We start from the raw sequence: 21,265 nt of genomic DNA, 5'->3' as shown, positions 1-21,265 counted from the left end.
GCGTACCAGCCCCGCGTGGAGTGCTTCGAGTTGTCGCTTCCAGTCATCGGCCACGCATGCATTGTCGCAACTCCCGAGCGGGATATTGACCGAATACCTCAAGTGATCCAGAAGCTCGTACAAGCGCACTGATCGCTACGGCGGCAACTAACACCCTGCGGGCCCGCAGGGTCAGAAGGCGGCCTTGCGGTCCGGTCGGCACCTGCACAAAGGTGGGAGGGACATAAATCCTCGAACTGGAAATGGAAATCAGATAAGCGTGCAGGCAGAAGTAGCATCCAGCCCCAGAGAAGTCGCCCGGCCCGTAGCGACGAGGCGGTCCTCGTCAGCGGCCGACGTCCCGTTCTCGCGGACTAGGTGGTCCACCCGATATGCCGAGCCCCGGCCGTTCAGTAGCAAATGCTCTCCATTGTCTCCGGCACTTCCACCCTGACCGGTTGATTCCAGGTGAATCCCAGAAACTGTCCGTCGTTGTTCGAGCCTCCTGTGGCTTTGAGTAGATACGCGGGGCCGGATGCCGCAAAATGAAACGTCTCAGTCGATGACTCCGATGGCCAGATGGTCGCGGACCACCTGAACACGCATCGCTGGGCGTACAGAGCCTCCGAGAGTTCCGTCCGGGCTGTTGGAATCGGGATCTGCCAACCCTGCGGCAGCGCGGAAAGCGGTAGCTTTGGACGTCCTCAGCGGACAAAATCTTGGCATGTCAGATGATTGGCCCGCGCCCGGGCATACCTTCTCCTACCAGATGAGCACTCACCTGGACGGTGGCCCGTCCTTCGACTTGGACATCACCGCTCCCAGTGCCCGCCCGAGCGTGGACATCTCCACCTTCAGGGTGGGGCGCCACGGCGGCCCGGATGGGGCCGACCTCGCCTTCCGCGAACGCCTCTACGGGCTGATCGGCGCCATCGTGGTCGCAGGCGGACATGTGGAGGCTGCCATGAAGCGGCTCGTCCTGCTACTCAGAGACGATCAGGGCGGCTTCTCGCTGGTCGACAAGACATGGTCGGACCTCCACAAACTGCTGGTGGCGCAGTCGCGTCGGAGCCTTCCGCAGGCCACCGCACTTGCCGTGACCCTTGAGTGGGGCGAGGCCAACGAACTCAAACGCCGCCGTGACGACGCCGTTCACGCTTCCTGGTGGAACTGGGACGGCGTAGGTGTCATCCGGTCCCGCTTCTTCAGGAAGCAGGACGGTGCCAACATCGTCTGTACCTTTGAGGACCTCGAGGAAGACACGAAGCTGCTCTTCGAGTACGCCGAGAGACTCGATCTGCTTCTCGGAGCAGACTGGCCGCAGGCGCGACTACCGCGCCGGACGTCATGAACTGCGCGGCTACGTACGGGCCACCTATGAATTCGCCGGCGCCCTCCACCCCGCCGCCGTCCCGGACGGGGTCGATGCCTTCGCACCGAGGTTCGCCGCCGTGACACCCGTCGAGGTGATGGAGGACGACAACCCCAACGCTAAGGAGTGCGACCGCACCTTCGGCATGGACTTCGAGAACTACATCATCGGGGCCGCTATCAACGGCAGGGACAACTACGACTTCGACCACCCCGACTACCGCAGGGCCCGTGCCGAGGTCATGGCCCGTGTCTGGGAACTGGGCTGGCGCGAGAAGGAACTCGGCAGCGTCGACCAGTCCATTGCCGCGAACACCGAGCGGCCTTACAGCACCAAAAGGAGGGTGGAGCGATACGGCAAGAAGTACGGCTGGATCGCCTACCACGAAATGGTCGGCCGTCTCGTGGACGTCGGCCGCGCACCAGCTCCCTTCGGGGACGCAGAACGCTTGATGCCCGACATCGACCCGGCCTTCCCCGACAGGCCCCCGGTGGCGCCCATGCCCCTTCCGCTGTGGGCGCCCGTGGAGCCCACTGACGACCAGACCTGGCTAACCTCGGGGACAGTGGCCGTCTCGGACCAGCTGTGGTCGCCCGAGGAGATCCACGGAGTGGACGGAGGCTGGCTTCTGGTCGAGGGATATCTGGACCAGAGTCCACACATTGCCAAACCCGAACAAGAACGTCAGCCCCACCACTGCACCCATCATCACGGTCACAGCACAGAGAGTGAACGCTCCCTCCGGCTTGGGCCCTACATCACCGTCAGCAACCTTCGACGCGTCTTTGAAATCCATCAGACCACCCCGCCCGCGCCACGAGCGCAAACCGGCCCTCGATCACGAGCCGGTCGGCCAAAGGACCCAGGTCAGACCGTCCACCTTCTGCGCCTACCAAGGGCTCGAACCTGCGGCCAGCGCTCTCCGTGCATCTGCGGTTCACGGTCAGTTGACCTCTCGGTCCAGGCCGGACCAGTACGGTTCGCGGAGCTTGAACTTCTGGACCTTGCCGGTGGCGGTGCGCGGGATGGCGTCGCGGAATTCCACGGTCGTCGGTGCCTTGTAGCCGGCCATCCGCTGCTTGCAGTGGGCGATGATGTCGGCTTCATGTGCCGTCGCCCCGTCCGCGAGGACCACCAAGGCTTTGATCGTCTCGCCCCACTTCTCGTGCGGGACGCCGATGACGGCTACCTCGGCGACCGACGGGTGGCTGAAGATCGTGTCCTCCACCTCGATCGACGACACGTTCTCACCACCCGTGATGATCACGTCCTTCTTCCGGTCGGAGATCGTCAGATGCCCGTCGGCATCGTCGAACGTGCCGCCGTCGCCCGTGTGGAACCAGCCATCCTCAAGAGCGGCCGAGGTCTCCTCCGGCTTGTCCCAGTACCCGTCGAGTACGACGTTCGACCGAGCCAGGACCTCCCCGGACTCGGAGATCTTCAGTCTGGCCCCGAGCGCGGGAAGTCCCGCGCGGGAGAGCTTGCGCGCCCGTTCCTCCGCGGGCAGGTTTTCATCGCCGGGCCGGGGCCGGTTGAAGGTGAGCAGTGGTGACGTCTCGGTCAGGCCGTAGATCTGAGTGAACTCCCAGCCCAGTTCCTCGTCCACCCGCTGGATCATCTTGCTCGGCGGCGGGGCCCCCGCGCAAACGATCCGCACCCTGTCCCTGCCCGGGATCTCTCCGTCCCAGGACGCCGCCGCATCCAGCACCGCGTTCCACACCGCGGGAGCACCACACATCAGCGTGACTCCGTGCTCGTCGATCCGGCGCAGGATTTCCGTGCCGTCCACCTTGCGCAGCACCACCTGCTTGACTCCCAGCCCGGCCATCACGAACGGCATCCCCCAGCCGTTGCAGTGGAACATCGGCAGTGTGTGCAGATAGACGTCCCGCTCCCACACCCGGGTGTGAAGCCCGAAGGTCACACCGTTGACCCAGATGTTGCGGTGGGTCAGCTGAACGCCCTTGGGGCGGGCGGTGGTTCCCGACGTGTAGTTGATCGTCGCGGTGGCGTCCTCGTCCGGCCTTGACCATGGGCGCGGCTCGACGCCGAAGCGCATGAGTTCGGCCTCGGTCTGCTCGCCCAGCACGAAGCGGTGGCGCACCTTGATCCCGGAGAGTCCCGCGTCCAGCTCCGGATCGACGAACAGAACCGAGGCTCCGCTCTGCCGCACCACATACTCGATCTCTTCCGGCTTCAGGCGGAAGTTGACCGGCACACAGATCCGCCCGCTCATCGGCACAGAGAACAGCAGTTCAAGCAGACGCGCGGAGTTGTGGCTCACCACCGCCACTCGCTCCCCCTCCCCCACGCCGAGCGCATCGAGCCCCGCCTGCCAGGCCCGCACCCGCTCGCCGAGCCGACCGTACGTCGACACGGGCACGGGCGGGCCGGGTTGATCCCATTCGTCGACCACACCCGGGCTGGTACGAAACCCCTGCTCCGCGCGGTCGAGGAAGTCCGCGACAGTCATCGGTACCCGCATTGCTCTCTCCCTACCGTCCGGAACCAGCGCTTCTCAGTCGCTCAATCCCATTCGGAAAGGAATGTCCCCTGATCTTGACGCCTTGAAGACATCGTCGGAACGGCCGACATAGGTGAGATGGCCGTCGGCGTCACGCGCGCCGATGTCACCGGTCCGGTAGTAGCCGCCGGCCATCGCCTCCGCGGTCCGGTCGGGATCGCCGTGGTAGCCGGTCATCAGCCCGACCGGATAGGTGGAGAGATCGAGGCAGATCTCGCCCTCGTCCACGCCCGGCACTCTGGTGACCGGATCGACCAGTGTGACCGTGAAGCCGGGTGTCGGCCGTCCCATGGATCCGGCTTTGAGCAGCTGGCCGGGCGAGTTGGCGACCTGGACGGCGGTCTCGGTCTGGCCGAAGCCGTCCCTGATCGTCACGCCCCACGCGCGGCGGACCGTCTCGATCACCTCGGGATTGAGCGGCTCGCCCGCGGCGACGGCCTCGCGCGGCGGTGTGCGCAGCAGCGAGAGATCGGCCTGGATGAGCATCCGCCATACGGTGGGCGGCGCACAGAAGCTGGTGACTCCGGCGGCGTCCATCTCTGCCATCAGCCGGGCCGGGTCGAAGCGCGTGTAGTTGTGGATGAAGACGGTCGCCTCGGCGTTCCAGGGCGCGAACAGATTCGACCAGGCGTGCTTGGCCCAGCCGGGCGAGGCGATGTTGAGATGGACATCGCCGGGCTTGAGCCCGATCCAGTACATCGTCGCGAGATGACCGACGGGATACGAGACATGGGTGTGCTCGACCAGCTTGGGGCGTGCGGTCGTGCCCGATGTGAAGTACAGCATCAGCGGGTCATCCGCATGGGTGACACCGTGCGGTGTGAAGGTGTCCGGCCGGGTGTACGCGTCCTCGTACGGGAGCCAGTCCCCGTCCCGGGTGTCGCCCTCTTCGGTGGGAGCGCCGACGGGACCGCTGACGGGACCACCGGCGGGACCGCCGACGACGATCCTGGTGAAGCCGCCCGCGATGCCGACGAACTTCCCGGTGTCCTCGGCGCGGACGATCACATGGCGGGCCCGGCCGCGTCCGATACGGTCGCGCAGATCGACGGGGCCGAGCAGCGGAGTCGCGGGGATGACGACGGCCCGCAGCTTCATCGCGGCGAGCGCGGTCTCCCACAGCTCGGTCTGGTTGCCGAGCATGACGACGATCCGGTCCTCGGCCCGGACGCCTTGCTCACGCAGCCAGTTCGCGACCTGGTTGGAGCGGGCGGACATCTCGGCGAAGGTGAGCCGGGTCCGCCGTCCGTCCTCCTCTACGAGATGCAGGGCGGTGCGGTCGTTGCCCTCGGCGATGCGGTCGAACCAGTCGAGCACCCAGTTGAAGCGTGTCGGCCGCGGCCAGGAGAAGCCCTCGTACGCCGTCGCGTAGTCCTCTCGGTGCGCCAGCAGGAAGTCGCATGGGCGGACAGGCCATAGCATCGTGTAATCGGTGACGCAGGTCTCACTACCCCCGGATCGGGGTGGCGAGCCCAGTGGTGCGGTGCGGGCGGTGTGTGCGGTGCGGGCGGTGCGGGTGGGAAGGAACGGAGGCAGCGTGATGGCCGAGGCGGTGGAGATGCGGTCGGCGCTGGCGCGGCTGCGCAGGACGACCGGGCTGACCGTGGCCTTCGGCGGGCTGACACACGACGTGGGAGAGCTGCGGATCGCCGAACTGAACGGTGCCGCGACAAGCGCCCTGCGCGGACTCGCGATCTCCTCCGGCAACGGTCTGGGCGGCAAGTCGATCGCCATGGCCAGACCATGCGCGGTGACGGACTACCGGGAGGCGCGCTACATCAGCCATGAGTACGACGCGGCGGTGGCGGCGGAAGGGCTGCGCTCGGTGCTCGCCGTGCCCGTGGTCGTACGGCGCCGGGTGCGCGGAGTGCTGTACGGCGCGCTGCGCAGCGCCCTGCCGATCGGCGAGCGCACCTTCGACGCGGCGGTGTCCGCCGCGCGGGATGTGGAGCAGGCGCTCGTCGTACGGGACGAGGTACGGCGGCTGCTCTCGGTGACGCGCGAGGCGACGGCGGGCGCCGGAGCCTGGGAGGAGATCCGGGCGGCCCATGGCGAGCTGCGCGCGCTGGCACCGCGGATCGTGGACGCGGAGCTGCGCGAGGAGCTGCTCGCCGTCTGCGGCCGGCTCGCGGGCGCCGCGCGCCCGGCCGGCACTCCCCCGCGCCCGCTGCCGGTCACGCTCGCGCCGCGCGAGGTGGACGTACTGGGCTGTGTCGCGGCGGGCTCGACCAACGCGACGACGGCGGAACTGCTCGGACTCCGCCCGGAAACGGTGAAGGGCTATCTCCGCTCGGCGATGCGCAAGCTCGGCACGCACACGCGCCTGGAGGCGGTGGTGGCGGCGAGGCGCGCCGGTCTGCTGCCATAGGTGGAGCCCGTAGGCAGGGCCCTCTTTGGGACCTGCTGGACCTGTAGCACCTTTTGAACCTGCTGGACCCGTAAGACCTGTTGGACGTACTGGAGGTATGCGCATGGTGTCCACGGACCGGTTCCTGGCCTTCGCCGTGATGTCCCTGCTGGTGATCGTGATCCCGGGACCGAGCGTGCTGTTCGTGATCGGCCGGGCGCTGGCCCACGGTCGGCGGACGGCTCTCGCCACCGTGCTGGGCAATGTGGCGGGCTCGTACGCCCTGGTGGTGGCGGTCGCGCTGGGGATCGGCGCCCTGGTGGAACGGTCGGTGGCCGTCTTCCTCACGGTGAAGCTGGCGGGCGCGGCCTATCTGGTCTTCCTGGGCGTCCAGGCCTTCCGGCACCGCAAGGAGATGCGTGTCTCGGCCATGTCCGCGCCGACAGGCCCGGCGCGCGGTGATCTTCGTACGGTCGGGGACGGTTTTGTCGTAGGGATCACCAACCCGAAGGGCGTGGTGTTCTTCGCGGCCGTGCTTCCTCAGTTCGTGGACCACTCGGCGGACCATCTGCCGGCGCAGATGCTGCTGCTCGGACTCGTGCCGATCACGATCGGTCTGGTCACGGACACGCTGTGGGGACTGGGCGCGTCCGCGGCACGGAACTGGTTCGCGCGCTCGGACCGCCGGCTGTCGCTGGTGGGCGGGGCGGGCGGTTTCGCGATGATCGGTCTGGGTGTGACGGTCGCGGCGACGGGCCGCGCCGACTGAGCGGCGCCGCGCCGCCCGTGCCAACCGCGCGGCCCGCGCCGCCCGCGCCAGGAGCGCGTCAAAATACGGGCCTTCCCGATCAGCGCTCCGTCATGGGCCCGGCGGTCCGCCGTCCGCCGGGCATAGCTTCCTGGTGTCAGTCAGTGAACGACTCCCCTGGGAGGACACCATGGAGCGCCTCATCACCGAGGAAGCGGACCCCGACTCGGACCCCGACTCGGATTCCGGCCCGGATCCCGACTCCGAGAATCCCGACCCGGACCTCGACCCCGAAGGTTCCGGCGCGGACGCCGGTCCCGGCCCGGACAAGCGTCGTACGGCACGGTCGCCGCTGTACGTGCCCGTACGGCTCGGCTCCTGCGGCGGGCAGCAGTTGCGCTTCGCCCGTACTCCGCTCGGCGCGCGGACCGCGATCGGTTTCACCAGCGCCCGGAAGCTGACCGCCGTCCTCGGCGAGCAGCAGGCCTGGATCAGGCTCGCGGAGCCCGTGCTGCGCGCGCTGGCCGCACCGCTCGGCGCCACGATCGTCACGGTGGATCCCCAGCTCACCGCGCCCGCCACGGCCACAGTCCCGGCCCCGGCGCCCGCTCCGGCGCCCGCTCCGAGGACGGCCCCGGCAAGCGCCTGTGCCCGCCATGCCCATGCCCTGGAGCTGCCGGAGGCGATGACCGTATGACCACGGAACCGTCCCTACCATCCCTACCGTCCCTGCTGATCAGCGAGCTCAACACGCCGACGGTCTGGCCCGCGTCCGCCGTCCTCGCGCCCGGTGGCGATATCGCCGTGGCCGGCGTCGGCCTCGCCGAACTGGCCGACCGCTACGGCACGCCGGTGTACGTCCTGGACGAGGACGAGGTACGAGCCCGTGCCCGGGCATGGCGGCGGGCGCTGCCCGGCGCCGAAGTCGTCTACGCCGCCAAGGCGTTCCTCTGCCGGGCGGTCGTCGACTGGATCGAGCAGGAGGGCCTCGGACTCGACGTCTGCTCCGCGGGCGAACTGCGACTGGCCGCCGGCCGCGGCTTCCCGCCCGAGCGGATCGTGCTGCACGGCAACGCCAAGTCCCCGCAGGATCTGAGCACCGCGCTGCGTCTCGGCGTCGGCCGGATCGTCATCGACTCGGCCTGCGAGACGGCCAGGATCGCCGCGCAGATGCCGGGACCGGAGCCGCAGCGGGTGATGGTCCGCGTACTGCCCGGTATCGAGGCGGGCGCGCACCCCAAGATCCGTACGGGAACGGAGGGCCAGAAGTTCGGCCTCTCGATCGCGGACGGCTCGGCGGCGGACACCGTCGACCGGATCCTCGGCCAGCCCAGGCTCGAACTCGTCGGTCTGCACTGCCATCTCGGCTCGCAGATCGCCGAGGCCGAACCGTACGCGGAGGCCGTACGCCGACTCGTGGCCTTCCTCGCGGCGATCAGGGACCGCCACGGCGTGATCCTGCCCGAGCTGAACCTCGGCGGCGGCTTCGCGGTGGCGTATCTGCCGGGAGATCCGGCGCCCGCGCCCTCGGTCTACGGTGAGCTGATCACCCGGACCTTGGCGAGCGCCTGCGCCGAACACGGTCTCCCCGTACCCGCGCTGACCGTGGAACCGGGCCGCTCGATCATGGCACCGGCCGGGATCGCGCTCTACCGGGTGCTGTCGGTCAAGCGCGGCGCCGGCGGTGTGTTCGTGGCCGTCGACGGCGGGATGAGCGACAACCCGCGGCCCGCGCTGTACGGCGCGCGCTACACGGTCCGCCGGGTGGGACGTACCTCCACGGCTCCGATGCGGACGGCGACGGTCGTCGGCCGGCACTGCGAGGCGGGCGATGTACTCGCCGGTCCTGTGGAGCTGCCGGAGGACATCAGGCCCGGCGACGTACTGGCGGTTCCGGCGGCCGGCGCGTACCAGGTGTCGATGGCGTCGGGCTACAACATGACGGGCCGCCCTCCGGTGGTGGCGGTCTCCAAGGGCGGATCACGGCTCCTGGTGCGCCGGGAGAGCTTCGAGGACCTGGGCGCCCGGGACATCGGCCTCTGAGCAGAGCTCGGGCCTCGCGGACTTCGGGACCGTCGATCAGTCCGTGTGCGAGTCCGCGGACAAGGACGCCAGGGCGAGAGGCAGCCGGGCCGGTGGTAAATGCCGCGACACGCGGTTCGGACGCTTGTTAGCTTGCCCGCCATGAAGCCGCTCAGCGAGAACGAGATCCGTGGCTCGTTCGTCAACTGCTCCAAGGGCGAGGCCCGCAGGATCAGCCTCCCCCGCGATCTGGACGGCCTTCCCTGGGCCGATCTGGACTTTCTGGGATGGCGCGATCCCGGCGCGCCGGACCGCGGCTATCTCGTCACGGAGCGCGAGGGCGTGTGGACCGGGATCACGCTGCGCGGACCGTCGTCCGGACAGAAGAGCGTCTTCAAGTCCAGCATCTGCTCGATCTGCGTGACGCCGCACACCGCGTCCGGCGTCGATCTCATGAGCGCGCCCAAGGTGGGCCTGGCCGGCCGTCAGGGCAATGCCGTCGGGATCTATATGTGCGCGGACCTCGCGTGCCCGCTCTATGTCCGGGGCAAGAGAAAGACTCTGCTCGGCCGTCGGCTGGAGGAGTCGCTCACGGTGGCCGAGCAGATAGCCAGAGCCCGCGCGAACCTGGACCGGTTCCTGGACAAGCTGTACGAGCAGCCTGCCAGGGCGACGTAACCGTACGCCGGACTCCGTACGCCGCATTCCGTACGCACCGCGCCCCGCCACGCACGCCGGAGCGCGGGTGGCGGGGCGGTGGGCGCGAGCCCTGGGCGTCCCAGGGCCCGGGCCTGCGGTCAGGCGCCGTACGAGCCCGGCGACGGGCGGCGTGACGGGCGCGCCAGGGTGTAGCCGGCGATGCCCGCGAGCGCGCCGAGCACACCTCCGGCCACGGTCCAGATCCAGCGGTCCGTCCACCAGCCCGAGGCCCAGCCGTCCTCCGGCTCGGACGCGAGCACCGTCCCGTCGTCCTCGCCGTCGTCCGTACCGTCCCCGCTCCCGGTATCCGTGGACGCGTCGGCGACGCCCGGTACCAGCGGCGCGGCCAGCTTTCCGCCGACCGCGTACGCACCGCCCTTGTCCGCGGTGGATGCCTCGATCTCCGTACGTACCGGGAGCCCGAGGTCCTCCTCCTGCGCGTTCACGACGGTCAGACGGACGTAGTAGCTGCCCGGCAGCGGATCGTTGGCCCAGGGCTCGGCCCACGCCCGTACGGTACGGAGCGTGCAGCGCAGCGCGACCGTGTCCGCGTCGGCGGCGACCGCCCTGGTCTGGGCGCCGTTCACACAGGGCTGGCGGCGGCGCAGCCCGTCGTAGACATCCACCTGCCAGGTGACCGCGCCCTTCCTCCCGGCGGAGGACTCGGGCAGCGTGACCGTGGCGTTCACGGTCGGGCGCTGTCCCGCGTCGGCCGGGAAGACCCAGTAGAGATAGTCACCGGTGGAGGCCTCGGCCGTGGCCCGCTGTCCCGGCTTGAAGGCGGCGGCCGTACGGAAGGACGTGCCCGCCTCGGTCGGTCCGGCGGCGCTCTCCGAGCCGTCGGCGGTGGGCGTGGGAGTCTCGTCGGCGACGGCGGCGCCCGCCGTACCGAGCGCCGTACCGAACAGCAGCGCTCCGGTCAGCAAGGAGCGCGTGAGCAGGGAGCGCGTGAACAAGGAGCCCGTGAGCAGGGCGGTGATACGCATCAGTTGGTGCTCCTGACGACACGCAGGCGGGAGATCCAGCCCCAGAGCAGTCCGGCGACCAGACCGGTGAGGACCAGGGTGACGAGCAGCCACCAGCCGCGGCCGAGACCGAACGCGGCGACATCGGACGCCATGTCGGGCGAGTCCACCAGATCGACGGTCAGCTCGACGGGCAGGCCCGGAGTGGTCTGCACGGAGTCCGGCGCGGAGAAGGCGTTGCTGACCTGGAGACAGACCGTCTCCGCGGCCGGCTTCACACCATCCACGTCATCGGCCGGCGGTTTCGGATAGCGCAGCCCTGCCGAGATCACATCGGTGCGTCCGTCACCCGCCTCCGAGCCCCGGACGATCTCTCTGCCGTGTACGGTCACGGCGCGCAGCAGCACCGCGTAGTCCCGGTCGACGGCGCGGTCCGCGGCGACGCTCACCGAGGCGCGCAGCTCCTGGCCGGGAAAGACATCCACGCGGTACCAGCGGTGCTCGGAGAACTTCTCGCGGTCGCTGTAGAGGCCCGGCTTGATCTGCGGCGCGTCGGCGCAGCGCGCGGCGCCCTCGGTCGCGACCGGTGTGACGACGGGATCGGCGGCCCGGTCGACCAGCTGTTTGACGCGGCCGGAGAGCTCGTCGGTGTGCCGAACGGAGGTGTAGGTACCACCGGTGGCCTCGGCGATACAGGTGAGCTGGCGCCGGGTCTTGGCGTCAGGCACGAGCCCCAGCGTGTCGATGGTGAGATGGATGCCGCGGGCCGCGATCTCGCGCGCGACCTCGCAGGGATCGAGCGGCGCGCAGGTGTCCTCGCCGTCGGTGATGAGGACGATACGCCGGGTGGCGTCACCGCCGTCGAGGTCCTCGGCCGCGCCCAGGAGGGCCGGTCCGATCGGTGTCCAGCCGGTGGGGACGAGGGTGGCGACCGCGGTCTTCGCCTCCGTACGGTCCAGCGGTCCCACGGGATAGAGCTGCCGGGTGTCCTTGCAGCCGACCTCGGTGTCCTTGCCCGGATAATTGGCCCCGAGGGTGCGGATGCCCAGCTCCACCTCCTGCGGCACCGCGTCCAGCACCTCGTTGAACGCCTGCTTCGCCGCGGCCATCCGGGACCGGCCGTCGATGTCACGGGCCCGCATCGAGCCGCTCACATCGAGGACGAGATCGACCTTCGGTGCCGGTTTCCCGGTAGGTTCATCGGCGGCGGCAGCGGGAGGGAAGAGCCCTAGGGCCAGAGTGGCCACCAGACCGCACACGGCGGCTGCCGACCGTTTACTTATGATCATCGCCGGATGATATGAGAATGGTACCAGGGAACCAAACGCGAGCTGACGAGGCGTCAGAAGGCGTCAAGTGCGTGACGTACGGAGGAGGTTGAGGCATGGGTGGAGTGAACAGACGGCGGTTCATCGGCATGGGCGCGCTTGCCGCCACCTCGGTCCTCGCGGCGCCCGCTCCCGGCGCGGACCGGTCCCGGTCCGGACCTGCCGCCGACACGGCCGACGCTCCGGCCACGCCCTCCCGGCCGCGCGCCGCAGCCGTCCGACCGCTCTTCCTCGGTACGTACACCTCCGCCGCGGGCGGCGGCAGCGGTGTGGGACTCGCCACATACGATCCCGCGACGGGCACGATCTCGGGCGCCGGAACGGTCACGGACGTCGAGAACCCGTCGTATCTCGCCGTACATCCCGACGGCGGCACGCTGTACACCGTCAATGAGCAGCAGAACGGCGGAGTCACCACGATCGCCCTGGCCGAGGACGGACACCACCGGATCCTCGGCACCCGGAGCACCGGCGGAGCCGGGCCCACCCATCTCTCGGTGCATCCGGACGGGCGGTGGCTGCTGAGCGCGAACTACACCTCCGGCAGTGTGGCCGTGCATCCCATCGACGCGTCGGGCGCGCTGGGCGAGCGCACGGATCTGGTGGCGCACTCCGCTCCGCCGCCCGGTCCCGGCCAGGACGGCCCGCACGCCCACCAGATCGTCACCTCGCCGGACGGCGGCCATGTCCTCGCCGTCGATCTGGGCAATGACACGGTCTACACCTACCGGCTGGACACAACGGCCGGGACGCTCGCCCAGGTCTCGTACGCGCGGCTGCGCCCGGGCGCGGGCCCTCGCCATCTCACCTTCCATCCGTCGGGCGCGTACGCCTATCTCGCCAATGAGCTGGACAACACCGTCGTCGTCTGCGCGTACGAGCCGGCGACCGGCCTGCTGACGCCCGGCGAGCCGCAGTCCACCGGCACGCCCGGCGCGAACGGCGGCTTCCCGTCCCAGCTCGTGGTCACCGACAACGGCGCCTTCGCCTACCTCGCCAACCGCGGCCCGAACACGCTCACGCGATACGCCGTCGAAGCAGCCGGCGCCACACTCCGGCTGCTGGACACCGTGCCGGCCGGTGGCGACTTCCCGAGGCAGCTCGCCCTCTCGCCCGCCGGAAATCTGCTGTTCGCGGCCAACCAGCGGTCGAACACGGTGACGGTCTTCCACATCGACCAGACCGGCGGCGCACTGCGCCCAGCGGGCGAGCCATTCCCCGCACCGGTGGCGGTCTGCGCGCTGCCGCTGTAGGCGCTCGCGCTATAGGGCTTCGCACTACAGGGCCGAGCGATCCGACCGAGGGCTTCTAAACGGGCCTGGTCATGGTGTGGTGAGGGTGTCGCACACGACAGCCGTGACGAAGTTGCCCCAGGCGCGGTGGGAAACCCGCCCAGCGGGGATCTTCCTGTTCTTGGAGTCACGGAACGCGACACCAGAGGTGGAGGGGATGGGTGCGACCTCGACGCAGTTGCCGTTGCCGGCGGTGTAACTACTTGTGCGCCACGAGGCATCGCTGAGGTCGACCGCGTAGTGATCGGCCAGCTTGTTCATTTTCAGACCAGCTCTTTCTCGATACGTACGATCAACTCCCGGCTATCATCCTCCGAGAGCGCGGCACCGGACAAGCTTGTAAACAGGCGGCTCAGACGCCGGAGGGTCAGCAGATCGTCCCGGTAGCTCGTCGTGTTCTCGGCCGACTCCGTGAACGCGACGTCTGCCTGTGTATCTTTCGCCGATGCAAACAGGATGAAAGCTCCTGTGCTGGCCCCCTTCTCACCCGCTTCGAATGGGATGACTCGGAAGCGGACGTTGTCGCGCTCCGACACCTCGATCAGGTGCCGCAACTGCTCACGCATGACCTCCGCCCCGCCGACCAGCAGGCGCAGCGCCGCTTCGGTGACGACAGCCTCGAAGAACAGCGCGTCGTCCTCGCGAAGCCGCTCCTGGCGCCGCATCCGCACCTCGACCAGGCTGTCAACCTGATCCGGGCCGAGGGCGGCGTAGCCGTCTCCGGTCACTTTGCGGGCGTAGCTCGCCGTCTGGAGAAGCCCGGGGATCAGCAGTGGCTGGTACTCGGAGCATCGGGTGGCCTCGGCCTCGTAGGCGAGGAACTCCTCGTAGTTGGCGCTGATGACGTCCTTGAACGCGTGCCACCACGGGGGCACCCGCTGGCGCCCCTTGACCATCAGGTCGTTGAGTTCGGAGAGCAGCGGGTCTTCGACTCCGAACAGCTCCATGAGCCCCTCAAAGTCCTTCTTGGTGCAGGCACGCTTCGCTTTCTCGATGCGGCTGACCTTGGAGTTGTGGCAGTTGAGGTGTGCTCCCACTTCCTCAGTGGTCAGCCCTTGCTGGTCGCGCAGCTTGCGAAGCTCGTTACCCAACTTCCGGCGTGCGGTGAGTGGGCTAACGCTGGTCACAACTGTGAAGGAGCCCGACTGGGAGTCGATGACCGGCCGAGGCATGTTCCTTGTCGAGGCACTCTCCGAGGACTGGACGGCCGTACCCACTCCCACCGGCAAGGACGTCTACGTCACCCTGGTCGCTCCGACCGAACAGCCGTTACAGGAACGCGTCAGCCTGACGAGGTGTCCGGCATGAGCGTCACTGCCCAGGGTGCGCATCAGCGGCGAGCTGTGTTACTGAGCCTTCGTGGCGACCTCTGCGCCGACGCGAGCTGGTTGGGCGGTGCACTGCCCGGAAGTAACACCTGGCGTGATCCGGCACCTCCGACGCCCTCGGTGATCAGGGCGAACCGGCTGCCGAAGCCGGCCGTCATACGCAAAAGGCTCTACGACAGCCCGCGGGCCACGCATTCATGGGCCTTACCCCGCCTGAGCGTTGACCCGCCCACCCACACGGAGAAGGACGCCTCCGTCATTGAGCGGTCCGCCGCTGTGAAGGCGTTCACCGGCGGTGACCTCACGAGCGAATACCGCTCGAAGAGAGGAGCGCTGGTGTCGCTCGCTCTGACTGCATGTCCTCGGCAAACCAGCGGAGACCTCCTTGCCCCATGGCGACCGAATCCGACCTGGGTCGCACCCATCCAGGAAATGCGCCAAGTCGCGACAGGCACCTACAACACCGGAGGACAAAGTGACTGACCTCGGCACTCTCACCATTCCCAAGAAGAAGACACTCGACGTCGGGAACGGCGTGTCGTTCAGCACCAACGGCCACTACTTCACGGCCCCCTCGGAACTCGACCTCGACACCTGCATCGACGGCCTCACTGCCCCGCTGTCGGTGATCGCGCAGGTCACCAAGCGATGCGACATGGACTGCGACTACTGCTCCGAGACCCTCCAGCGGCCGGACCCCACGCTCGACCAGCTCGACACCATGCGCAAGAACCTGAAGGGCGTGAAGCGGGCCTTCCTTTCCGGCGGTGAGCCTCTGCTCCGGAAGGACTTCTCGGAGATCGTCGACATGTGGCACAAGGACTTCATCCTCGCCGTGCCCACCAACGCCACTCACGGACATCAGCACGCCAGGAACATCGCAGGAAAGATCGCCTACGCGAACATCGGCCTCGAAGGGCCGCGCGGTGTCACCAACCGGGTACGAGGCGACTACGACACGATCATGAAGGGGGTTCAGGCGCTCCAAGAGGCCGGTATCCCGCTGGCCCTGTCGACTGTCGTTCTGCGGTCGTACTCGGAGTACCTGCCCTACACCGTGCAGATCGCAGACATGCTCGGCGCGGGCAAGGTGAAGCTCATCATGCCGCTCCGCAAGGGCAACGCCCTGGATCTGGCCGAGCACGAGTTCATGTCCCACGAGGAGGCGGACAGCGTCTACCGGCGGATCATGGAACTGCGTACCACACTCATGTGGCGGCCTGCCGTGCGCCTGACCAAGTGGACCCCGGAGAACGAGGGGCACATGATCTGTGTCGAGCCGAACGGGATGGCCAACGCATGGCCGGTGTACGTTGCCAAGGACCTCTTCGAGCCCCTCGGCAACGTAATGGAAGAGCCGATCACAGAGCTTTGGAAGCGCTACCGGTTCAAGCGCAACCACGTCACGAAGTACCTCGGCAGGTCCATCCTGGCGGCCGACTACACGGAGCCAGCCGATGCGTGAGCTGACCAGCCTTCTGCATCCCAAAACTCCGTACGGAGCTGAACAGCGCCCCTTCGGGCACAGAATCCACCTTCTCACGGGGCTGGCGTGCCAGTGGGCCGACGTGGACGGCGATCCGGTGCTGGTAACGGCCGGCGCCGTCTTCCTACCGGTCCACCGGACCGCAGAACGGAAGCTCGATCCGGACCTCACGCAGTTCGCCTACCGACTGGCGGCCAGCGAGAGCCCGGAAGACAACGGCGCGATGCTCCGCTTCGTCGACAGCATCCTCGTCCAGGCACGCCGACACGCCGCCGGTATCGCCTGGCACTCCTTCGCGGACGACCTCCACGTCATGACGACTCTTGCCACGGAGAGGTTTCCGGGCATCATCGCTGTCGGCGAGGCATGGCAGGACCGGCAGCACCGGGAACGTGGCGTCGTATCAATGGTGGACACCGCCGGCGACGCCCACTTCGACGGCCTGATCGTAGAAGCCATGGATCTCCAAGGCCTGGAGATCAGTCCCGTCCTGCACACCTTCCAGCACCAGAACACAGTCCAGAATCTCGCCGAAAAGCTCTTCGCCGGTGAGAGTCACGACCGGCTGACGGAAGAACTCGGCGCGGGAACACTGACTCAAGCGGCAGCCGTCACTCTCCTGGGCGGCAAGCTGATGGAACGCCTGACCTGGGACAAGCCGTTCGACCTCGGCGGGGTGATCGACAAGGCCGCCTGGGACCGCTTCCCGTCCGTCTTCGCCACGACCACCGGCTCTTCCCAGTAGCGTCACACGGCAGGGGTCGGCCGAACCGGTCGGCTCCTGCCGTGTGAGGAGACCCATGATCACTGTCAGCAATCTCGACCGCCCCACGTTGCTTCCCAACAAGCCGGCAGGAGTTCGCCGCATCGCGTCGATCGACGTCGAGTGGACGAAGAACTACAGAATCACGAACGGGAACAAGCCCTTCTGCTACTCGATCGTCTACATCGATCTGCCCGGCCAGAATGCGCTGGTCGACCTCGGAGATGTCGACTTCGCCTTCACCAGCGTCTACGTCGAAGAACCTGACGAGATGCAGGAGTTGATCCGAGGGGCGGCCAAGGTCGTCGGCTCAGCGGTGGAGCAGGCTGATCTGATCGTGGGACACCAGCTCTGCGCCGACCTCTCCGTCCTTGCCAACGCCGGCGAACAGGCGCACCCCGCCATCGACGAGGCACGAGCCACCTGGAAGCGGCGGCGCGATCCTCGCGTGGAAGACCCGGCCTTCATCGACACGAGGTACGACGCGGGCCACCTCCTGAGCGGCACCTCGCGGCGTCTGGTCGACGTCTGCGAGGAGCTGCAACTGGACGTGACCCAGCCCGAACTGCGCGGCACGTCGATGACGGCCCTGCACCGCAAGTGGCTGGACCACAACAACATCGAGGCGCGCGAGCGCATCAGCACACTGAACGTCCGCCACTCCCTGTCCACCGCGTATGTAGCCGTCCACGCCGCCGGACTCGGCCGGTGGGATCAAGTCCACGGACTCAACGTCAACCGGAAGATCGCAGCCGGTGCCGACGGGGCGTGGAAGTGGCTGCGGTCATCCACCTTCACCACACTCTTGGGGGACACATGCCCATCCGGGACTGCGCCGTTGTAGCAGTCGAAGGCACCCAGGCAGGGGGGGAAAACAACGCTCGTACACGCACTGACCGCTCACTACCGTGAACAGGGCATCAACGTCACATGCATGGACGAGCCTGCCCGCTACAGCCCGTTCCTCGAAGACATCGTGCTGCACAACGTGGGCACCTTCGACCTGGTGGCCGAACTCGATGCCTTCGCCCAGCAGCTCTCCGTTCCCATGAGGACGGCCCGGCACCACAAGCTGCTCATCGCCGACAAGACACCGGCCAATGTCCTCGGTTACGCCCGAACCGTTCTCGACCTCTCCGAGCCCGGTGTCGGGGCGATCGTGGCCGCGATGGACGCCCTGTGCAGAGCTTGGATGCCCCTCGCCTACGACGTCGTGATCTTCAGCCGCGACCGCTTCGACCAGAAGTCCGGCGGCGACCGCTTCCGGGAGAAGGTCCTGACGCTGCGCGACGAGATAGAAGACGCTGTCCACCACGCGACCACGGGCAGCGGCGTCAAGGTCCTCGAACTGCCGACCGACCTGTCCACCGATGGGCGTGTCGAGTGGATCGCCGAACAGCTCGACGGCCTGGGACTCGCCGACGCCTGAGCACTTGACGCTAGGGTCCTCCTCTCAGAACGGATCTGCCTGGAGGACTCGTGCCACAGCCCCCTGTCCATGAAGTCATGCTCATCCTTGAACAGGGCGAATACCTTCTGCTCGCCGAACGCGCGGGAGGCTACGCCGCTGGGCAGCTCAATCTGCCGAGCGGCAAGGTCGAATTCGGAGAGGACGTCTTCGAAGCCGTCGCACGGGAAGGACAGGAAGAGGTGGGTGTCACGATCCACCGTGATTCCCTGCGCATCGTCCATGTCATGCAGTACAAGAATCCCGAAGGCGGAGTCCGGCTGAGTTGGTTCCTGGCGACCTCCCACTGGGATGGCGAGCCGGTGAATGCGGAACCCGATAAATGCGCACGCATCATGTGGTGCAAGCGAAGCGAAATCCCGGACAACACCTACGAGTCCAATGCCCTCGGAATCCAGCACTATCTGAAGGGTGAGCCACACTCTGTGCACGGCTGGGTCAGCAGGGCGTAGGCGCATACAAGATCCCGCGTCGGCCTCCAGGGCCTCCCACCACAGACCTCCCGGACCCGGTGGGCGCCCGTCCGTTCCAAGGCGCTTCGCCGTTTTCGTGCATGGGAGCGCTCCCAGTGATTTGATGGCGAGCAGCCCGTTTCCCGCTCCTGGACCAGGCTCGGGCACACTCGCGACAGGAGGTCGCACGATGGCGGCGAAGGGACGTACGGGCCAGCCCACGCTGGAGGAGGTCGCGGCGCTCGCGGGCGTCGGCCGGGGCACGGTGTCGCGCGTCATCAACAATTCACCGCGCGTGAAGGACACCACCAGACACCTTGTCGAGCGGGCGATCGCCCAGCTCGGCTACATACCCAACCGGGCGGCCCGCGCCCTGGCGGGAAGCCGTACCGACGCCGTGGCACTGGTGATACCGGAGACCGAGAAACGGTTCTTCGCCGAGCCGTACTTCTCCGACATCGTCCACGGTGTGGGCGACGGTCTCGCCGACACCGATCTGCAACTCCTGCTCACCCTGGTCCGTACGGAGAAGGAGCGGCAGCGCTTCCTCCAGTACGCACGCGCCCGCCGTATCGACGGCGTTCTGCTCGTTTCCCTCCACGACAGCGACACACTGCCCGATCTGCTCGCCGCGATGGAGATGCCCACCGTCCTCAGCGGTCGCAGATCCGGCGACGAGTCCGTGTCCTATGTCGACTCCGACAATGTGGGCGGCGCACGTGCGGCCGTACGGCATCTGTCGGCGTCGGGACGGCGCGGTATCGCCACCATCACAGGACCGTTGGACATGTATGTGGCGCAGTGCCGGCTGCGCGGCTACGAGGAGGCCGTACGGAACACACCCGGCGGCCCTCGGCCCTCCTGGATCGCCCATGGTGACTTCACGGAGGAGAGCGGGCGCCGTGCGATGGCCGAGCTGCTGGCGCTCCATCCCGGACTCGACGCGGTGTTCGCCGCCTCCGATGTGATGGCGGTGGGCGCCCTGCACACACTGCGGGCGGCGGGCCGGAGGATTCCCGAGGATGTGGCCGTGGTGGGCTTCGACGACTCGCCCATCGCACGCCACACGGATCCTCAGCTCACCTCGGTGCGGCAGCCCGTGGAGGAGATGGGACGGACCATGGCACGCGTGCTGCTGGAGTCGATCAGCGACGCCTCGTCGGCCTGGCAGCATGTGGTGCTGCGGACGGAACTGGTGCGCCGCGCCTCAGGGTGACCGGCCGGGCTGGTATGGCCGGTCGGGTTGGTATGGCTGCGCGTCCCGGCTCAGGCCACGGAATCGACCCGGTGGATCGGCGTGTGCGCGCCCTTCAGCGGGACACCGCTGCCGCCTCTGCGCACCGCGACGATTTCCGCGGCGATCGACAGCGCCGTCTCCTCGGGTGTACGCGCACCGAGGTCGAGCCCGATCGGCGAGTGCAGCCGGGCCAGTTCCCGTTCGGTGACACCGGCCTCGCGCAGCCGCCTGTTGCGGTCCTCGTGCGTCCGCCGCGAGCCCATCGCGCCGACGAAGGCCACCGGCAGCCGCAGGGCCGACTCCAGCAGCGGCACATCGAACTTGGCGTCATGGGTCAGTACGCAGAGCACCGTACGGCCGTCGGTCCCGGTCGACGCCAGATAGCGGTGCGGCCAGTCCACGACGATCTCGTCGGCGTCCGGGAAGCGGGCCCGGGTGGCGAAGACGGGCCGCGCGTCGCACACCGTCACGTGGTAGCCGAGGAACTTGCCGACGCTGACGAGCGCCGAGGCGAAGTCGATCGCCCCGAAGACGATCATGCGCGGGGCCGGCACGCTCGACTCGACGAGCAGCGTCAGCGGCTGTCCGCACCTCGATCCCTGCTCGCCGATGACGACCGTGCCCGTGCGGCCCGCGTCCAGCATGGCCTGGGCCTCCGCCGCCGCCGTACGGTCCAGCTCCGGATGTCCGCCGAGGCTGCCCTCGTACGATCCGCCGGGCCGTACGAGCAGGGCGCGGCCACGCAGTTCCGCCGGGCCCTCGGCGATCCGCGCGAGCGCCGCCGCCTCGCCGTGTGCGGCGGCGGCCAGCGCGGTCGCGAACACCGCGTCGGCGGGCTTCCCGGCCGTGTCCGCCCGTACCGCCGTGTCCGCCGCCGTGTCCGCCCGTACCGGCGTCACCAGGATGTCGATGACTCCACCGCAGGTCAGCCCCACGGCGAAGGCGTCGTCGTCGCTGTAGCCGAACCGCTGGAGAACGGTGGCGCCGTCCTCCAGCGCCTGCCGGCACAGCTCGTACACCGCGCCCTCCACACAGCCACCGGAGACCGAGCCGATCACCGTGCCCTCGCTGTCGACGGCAAGCGCGGCGCCCGGCCCGCGCGGCGCGCTGCCGCCGACCGCCACCACCGTGGCGACGGCGAAGTCGCGCCCCTGCCCGACCCACCGGTTCAGCTCTTCGGCGATGTCCAGCATCACGGTCCTGCCTTCTCCCGGGCCCGCCCTCGGGCGGTCCTGCCACTGAGCCTGCCACTGAG

20 protein-coding genes and 1 pseudogene are annotated in these 21,265 nt (G+C 68.3%); 14 read left to right on the top strand and 7 right to left on the bottom strand.

Annotated features, from left to right (window positions below; all coding sequences use genetic code 11):
- The first annotated feature begins 673 nt into the window (after positions 1-673).
- Positions 674-1,330, top strand: coding sequence for a hypothetical protein (locus tag ACFV6H_RS16290; RefSeq protein WP_385542087.1), 657 nt, complete (start codon positions 674-676; stop codon positions 1,328-1,330).
- Between the two features lie 964 nt (positions 1,331-2,294).
- Here the strand turns inward: ACFV6H_RS16290 and ACFV6H_RS16285 are convergent.
- Together ACFV6H_RS16285 and ACFV6H_RS16280 are read right to left on the bottom strand one after the other, a co-directional pair.
- Positions 2,295-3,836 (bottom strand): AMP-binding protein, encoded by a 1,542-nt coding sequence (locus tag ACFV6H_RS16285; RefSeq protein ID WP_385542085.1) that lies wholly within the window; start codon positions 3,834-3,836, stop codon positions 2,295-2,297.
- 33 nt (positions 3,837-3,869) lie between these two features.
- Positions 3,870-5,297 carry an AMP-binding protein gene (locus ACFV6H_RS16280; RefSeq protein ID WP_385542083.1) on the bottom strand — a complete coding sequence of 476 codons (1,428 nt, stop codon included), beginning with the start codon at positions 5,295-5,297 and terminating at the stop codon, positions 3,870-3,872.
- A gap of 118 nt (positions 5,298-5,415) precedes the next feature.
- On the opposite strand from ACFV6H_RS16280, the gene ACFV6H_RS16275 reads away from it, so the two are divergent.
- From ACFV6H_RS16275 to ACFV6H_RS16255, 5 genes are all read left to right on the top strand, one after another.
- Positions 5,416-6,243: a response regulator transcription factor gene (locus tag ACFV6H_RS16275; RefSeq protein WP_385542081.1), complete on the top strand. Its 828-nt coding sequence runs from the start codon at positions 5,416-5,418 to the stop codon at positions 6,241-6,243.
- A 103-nt stretch (positions 6,244-6,346) separates the two neighbouring features.
- Positions 6,347-6,991 carry a LysE family translocator gene (locus ACFV6H_RS16270; RefSeq protein ID WP_385542080.1) on the top strand — a complete coding sequence of 215 codons (645 nt, stop codon included), beginning with the start codon at positions 6,347-6,349 and terminating at the stop codon, positions 6,989-6,991.
- Between the two features lie 169 nt (positions 6,992-7,160).
- Positions 7,161-7,667, top strand: a complete 507-nt coding sequence (locus ACFV6H_RS16265) for an SAV_915 family protein (RefSeq protein WP_385542078.1) — start codon at positions 7,161-7,163, stop codon at positions 7,665-7,667.
- A complete protein-coding gene (gene lysA / locus ACFV6H_RS16260; RefSeq protein ID WP_385542076.1) occupies positions 7,664-9,013 on the top strand; it encodes a diaminopimelate decarboxylase in 1,350 nt (449 codons plus the stop codon). The genes ACFV6H_RS16265 and lysA overlap by 4 nt, the downstream gene beginning before the upstream one ends.
- 141 nt (positions 9,014-9,154) lie before the next feature.
- Positions 9,155-9,670, top strand: a complete 516-nt coding sequence (locus tag ACFV6H_RS16255) for an FBP domain-containing protein (protein ID WP_385542074.1) — start codon at positions 9,155-9,157, stop codon at positions 9,668-9,670.
- A 119-nt stretch (positions 9,671-9,789) separates the two neighbouring features.
- Here ACFV6H_RS16255 and ACFV6H_RS16250 read toward each other — a convergent pair whose 3' ends face one another.
- Both ACFV6H_RS16250 and ACFV6H_RS16245 read right to left on the bottom strand, forming a co-directional pair.
- Positions 9,790-10,677, bottom strand: coding sequence for a hypothetical protein (locus tag ACFV6H_RS16250; RefSeq protein ID WP_385542072.1), 888 nt, complete (start codon positions 10,675-10,677; stop codon positions 9,790-9,792).
- Positions 10,677-11,945, bottom strand: a complete 1,269-nt coding sequence (locus ACFV6H_RS16245; protein WP_385542070.1) for a VWA domain-containing protein — start codon at positions 11,943-11,945, stop codon at positions 10,677-10,679. Before ACFV6H_RS16245 ends, ACFV6H_RS16250 begins: the two co-directional genes overlap by 1 nt.
- 95 nt (positions 11,946-12,040) lie before the next feature.
- On the opposite strand from ACFV6H_RS16245, the gene ACFV6H_RS16240 reads away from it, so the two are divergent.
- On the top strand, positions 12,041-13,237 hold the full coding sequence (locus ACFV6H_RS16240; protein WP_385542068.1) for a lactonase family protein: 1,197 nt from the start codon (positions 12,041-12,043) through the stop codon (positions 13,235-13,237).
- 69 nt (positions 13,238-13,306) lie between these two features.
- Here ACFV6H_RS16240 and ACFV6H_RS16235 read toward each other — a convergent pair whose 3' ends face one another.
- Positions 13,307-13,537: a DUF397 domain-containing protein gene (locus tag ACFV6H_RS16235; protein WP_385542066.1), complete on the bottom strand. Its 231-nt coding sequence runs from the start codon at positions 13,535-13,537 to the stop codon at positions 13,307-13,309.
- Between the two features lie 2 nt (positions 13,538-13,539).
- Positions 13,540-14,403 (bottom strand): helix-turn-helix domain-containing protein, encoded by an 864-nt coding sequence (locus ACFV6H_RS16230; RefSeq protein ID WP_385542064.1) that lies wholly within the window; start codon positions 14,401-14,403, stop codon positions 13,540-13,542.
- A 4-nt stretch (positions 14,404-14,407) separates the two neighbouring features.
- Here ACFV6H_RS16230 and ACFV6H_RS16225 point away from each other — a divergent pair, with 4 nt between their 5' ends.
- The 7 genes and pseudogenes from ACFV6H_RS16225 to ACFV6H_RS16195 all read left to right on the top strand — a co-directional run bounded on the left by ACFV6H_RS16225 (position 14,408) and on the right by ACFV6H_RS16195 (position 19,989).
- Positions 14,408-14,584 carry a hypothetical protein gene (locus tag ACFV6H_RS16225; protein ID WP_385542063.1) on the top strand — a complete coding sequence of 59 codons (177 nt, stop codon included), beginning with the start codon at positions 14,408-14,410 and terminating at the stop codon, positions 14,582-14,584.
- A gap of 495 nt (positions 14,585-15,079) precedes the next feature.
- Complete coding sequence (locus tag ACFV6H_RS16220) at positions 15,080-16,069, top strand: radical SAM protein (RefSeq protein WP_385542061.1); 990 nt, start codon at positions 15,080-15,082, stop codon at positions 16,067-16,069.
- Entirely contained in the window at positions 16,062-16,835 is a 774-nt protein-coding gene (locus ACFV6H_RS16215) for a hypothetical protein (protein WP_385542059.1), read from the top strand. Before ACFV6H_RS16220 ends, ACFV6H_RS16215 begins: the two co-directional genes overlap by 8 nt.
- Positions 16,836-16,890: 55 nt before the next feature.
- Positions 16,891-17,697, top strand: a complete 807-nt coding sequence (locus tag ACFV6H_RS16210) for a hypothetical protein (RefSeq protein ID WP_385542057.1) — start codon at positions 16,891-16,893, stop codon at positions 17,695-17,697.
- A gap of 33 nt (positions 17,698-17,730) precedes the next feature.
- Positions 17,731-18,282, top strand: a pseudogene (locus ACFV6H_RS16205) (hypothetical protein); the annotation flags it as partial.
- Positions 18,283-18,359: 77 nt separating this feature from the next.
- Positions 18,360-18,773 (top strand): NUDIX domain-containing protein, encoded by a 414-nt coding sequence (locus ACFV6H_RS16200; protein WP_385542055.1) that lies wholly within the window; start codon positions 18,360-18,362, stop codon positions 18,771-18,773.
- A 190-nt stretch (positions 18,774-18,963) separates the two neighbouring features.
- The gene (locus ACFV6H_RS16195) at positions 18,964-19,989 is read left to right on the top strand and encodes a LacI family DNA-binding transcriptional regulator (protein ID WP_385542053.1); all 1,026 of its coding nucleotides are present in this window, start codon (positions 18,964-18,966) and stop codon (positions 19,987-19,989) included.
- A 50-nt stretch (positions 19,990-20,039) separates the two neighbouring features.
- Here ACFV6H_RS16195 and ACFV6H_RS16190 read toward each other — a convergent pair whose 3' ends face one another.
- Positions 20,040-21,203 carry an XdhC family protein gene (locus ACFV6H_RS16190; protein ID WP_385542146.1) on the bottom strand — a complete coding sequence of 388 codons (1,164 nt, stop codon included), beginning with the start codon at positions 21,201-21,203 and terminating at the stop codon, positions 20,040-20,042.
- Positions 21,204-21,265 lie beyond the last annotated feature (62 nt).

This window comes from Streptomyces sp. NPDC059743, from assembly GCF_042732975.1.
Lineage (GTDB): Bacteria > Actinomycetota > Actinomycetes > Streptomycetales > Streptomycetaceae > Streptomyces.
This window is presented reverse-complemented; position numbering and strand designations above follow the sequence as displayed.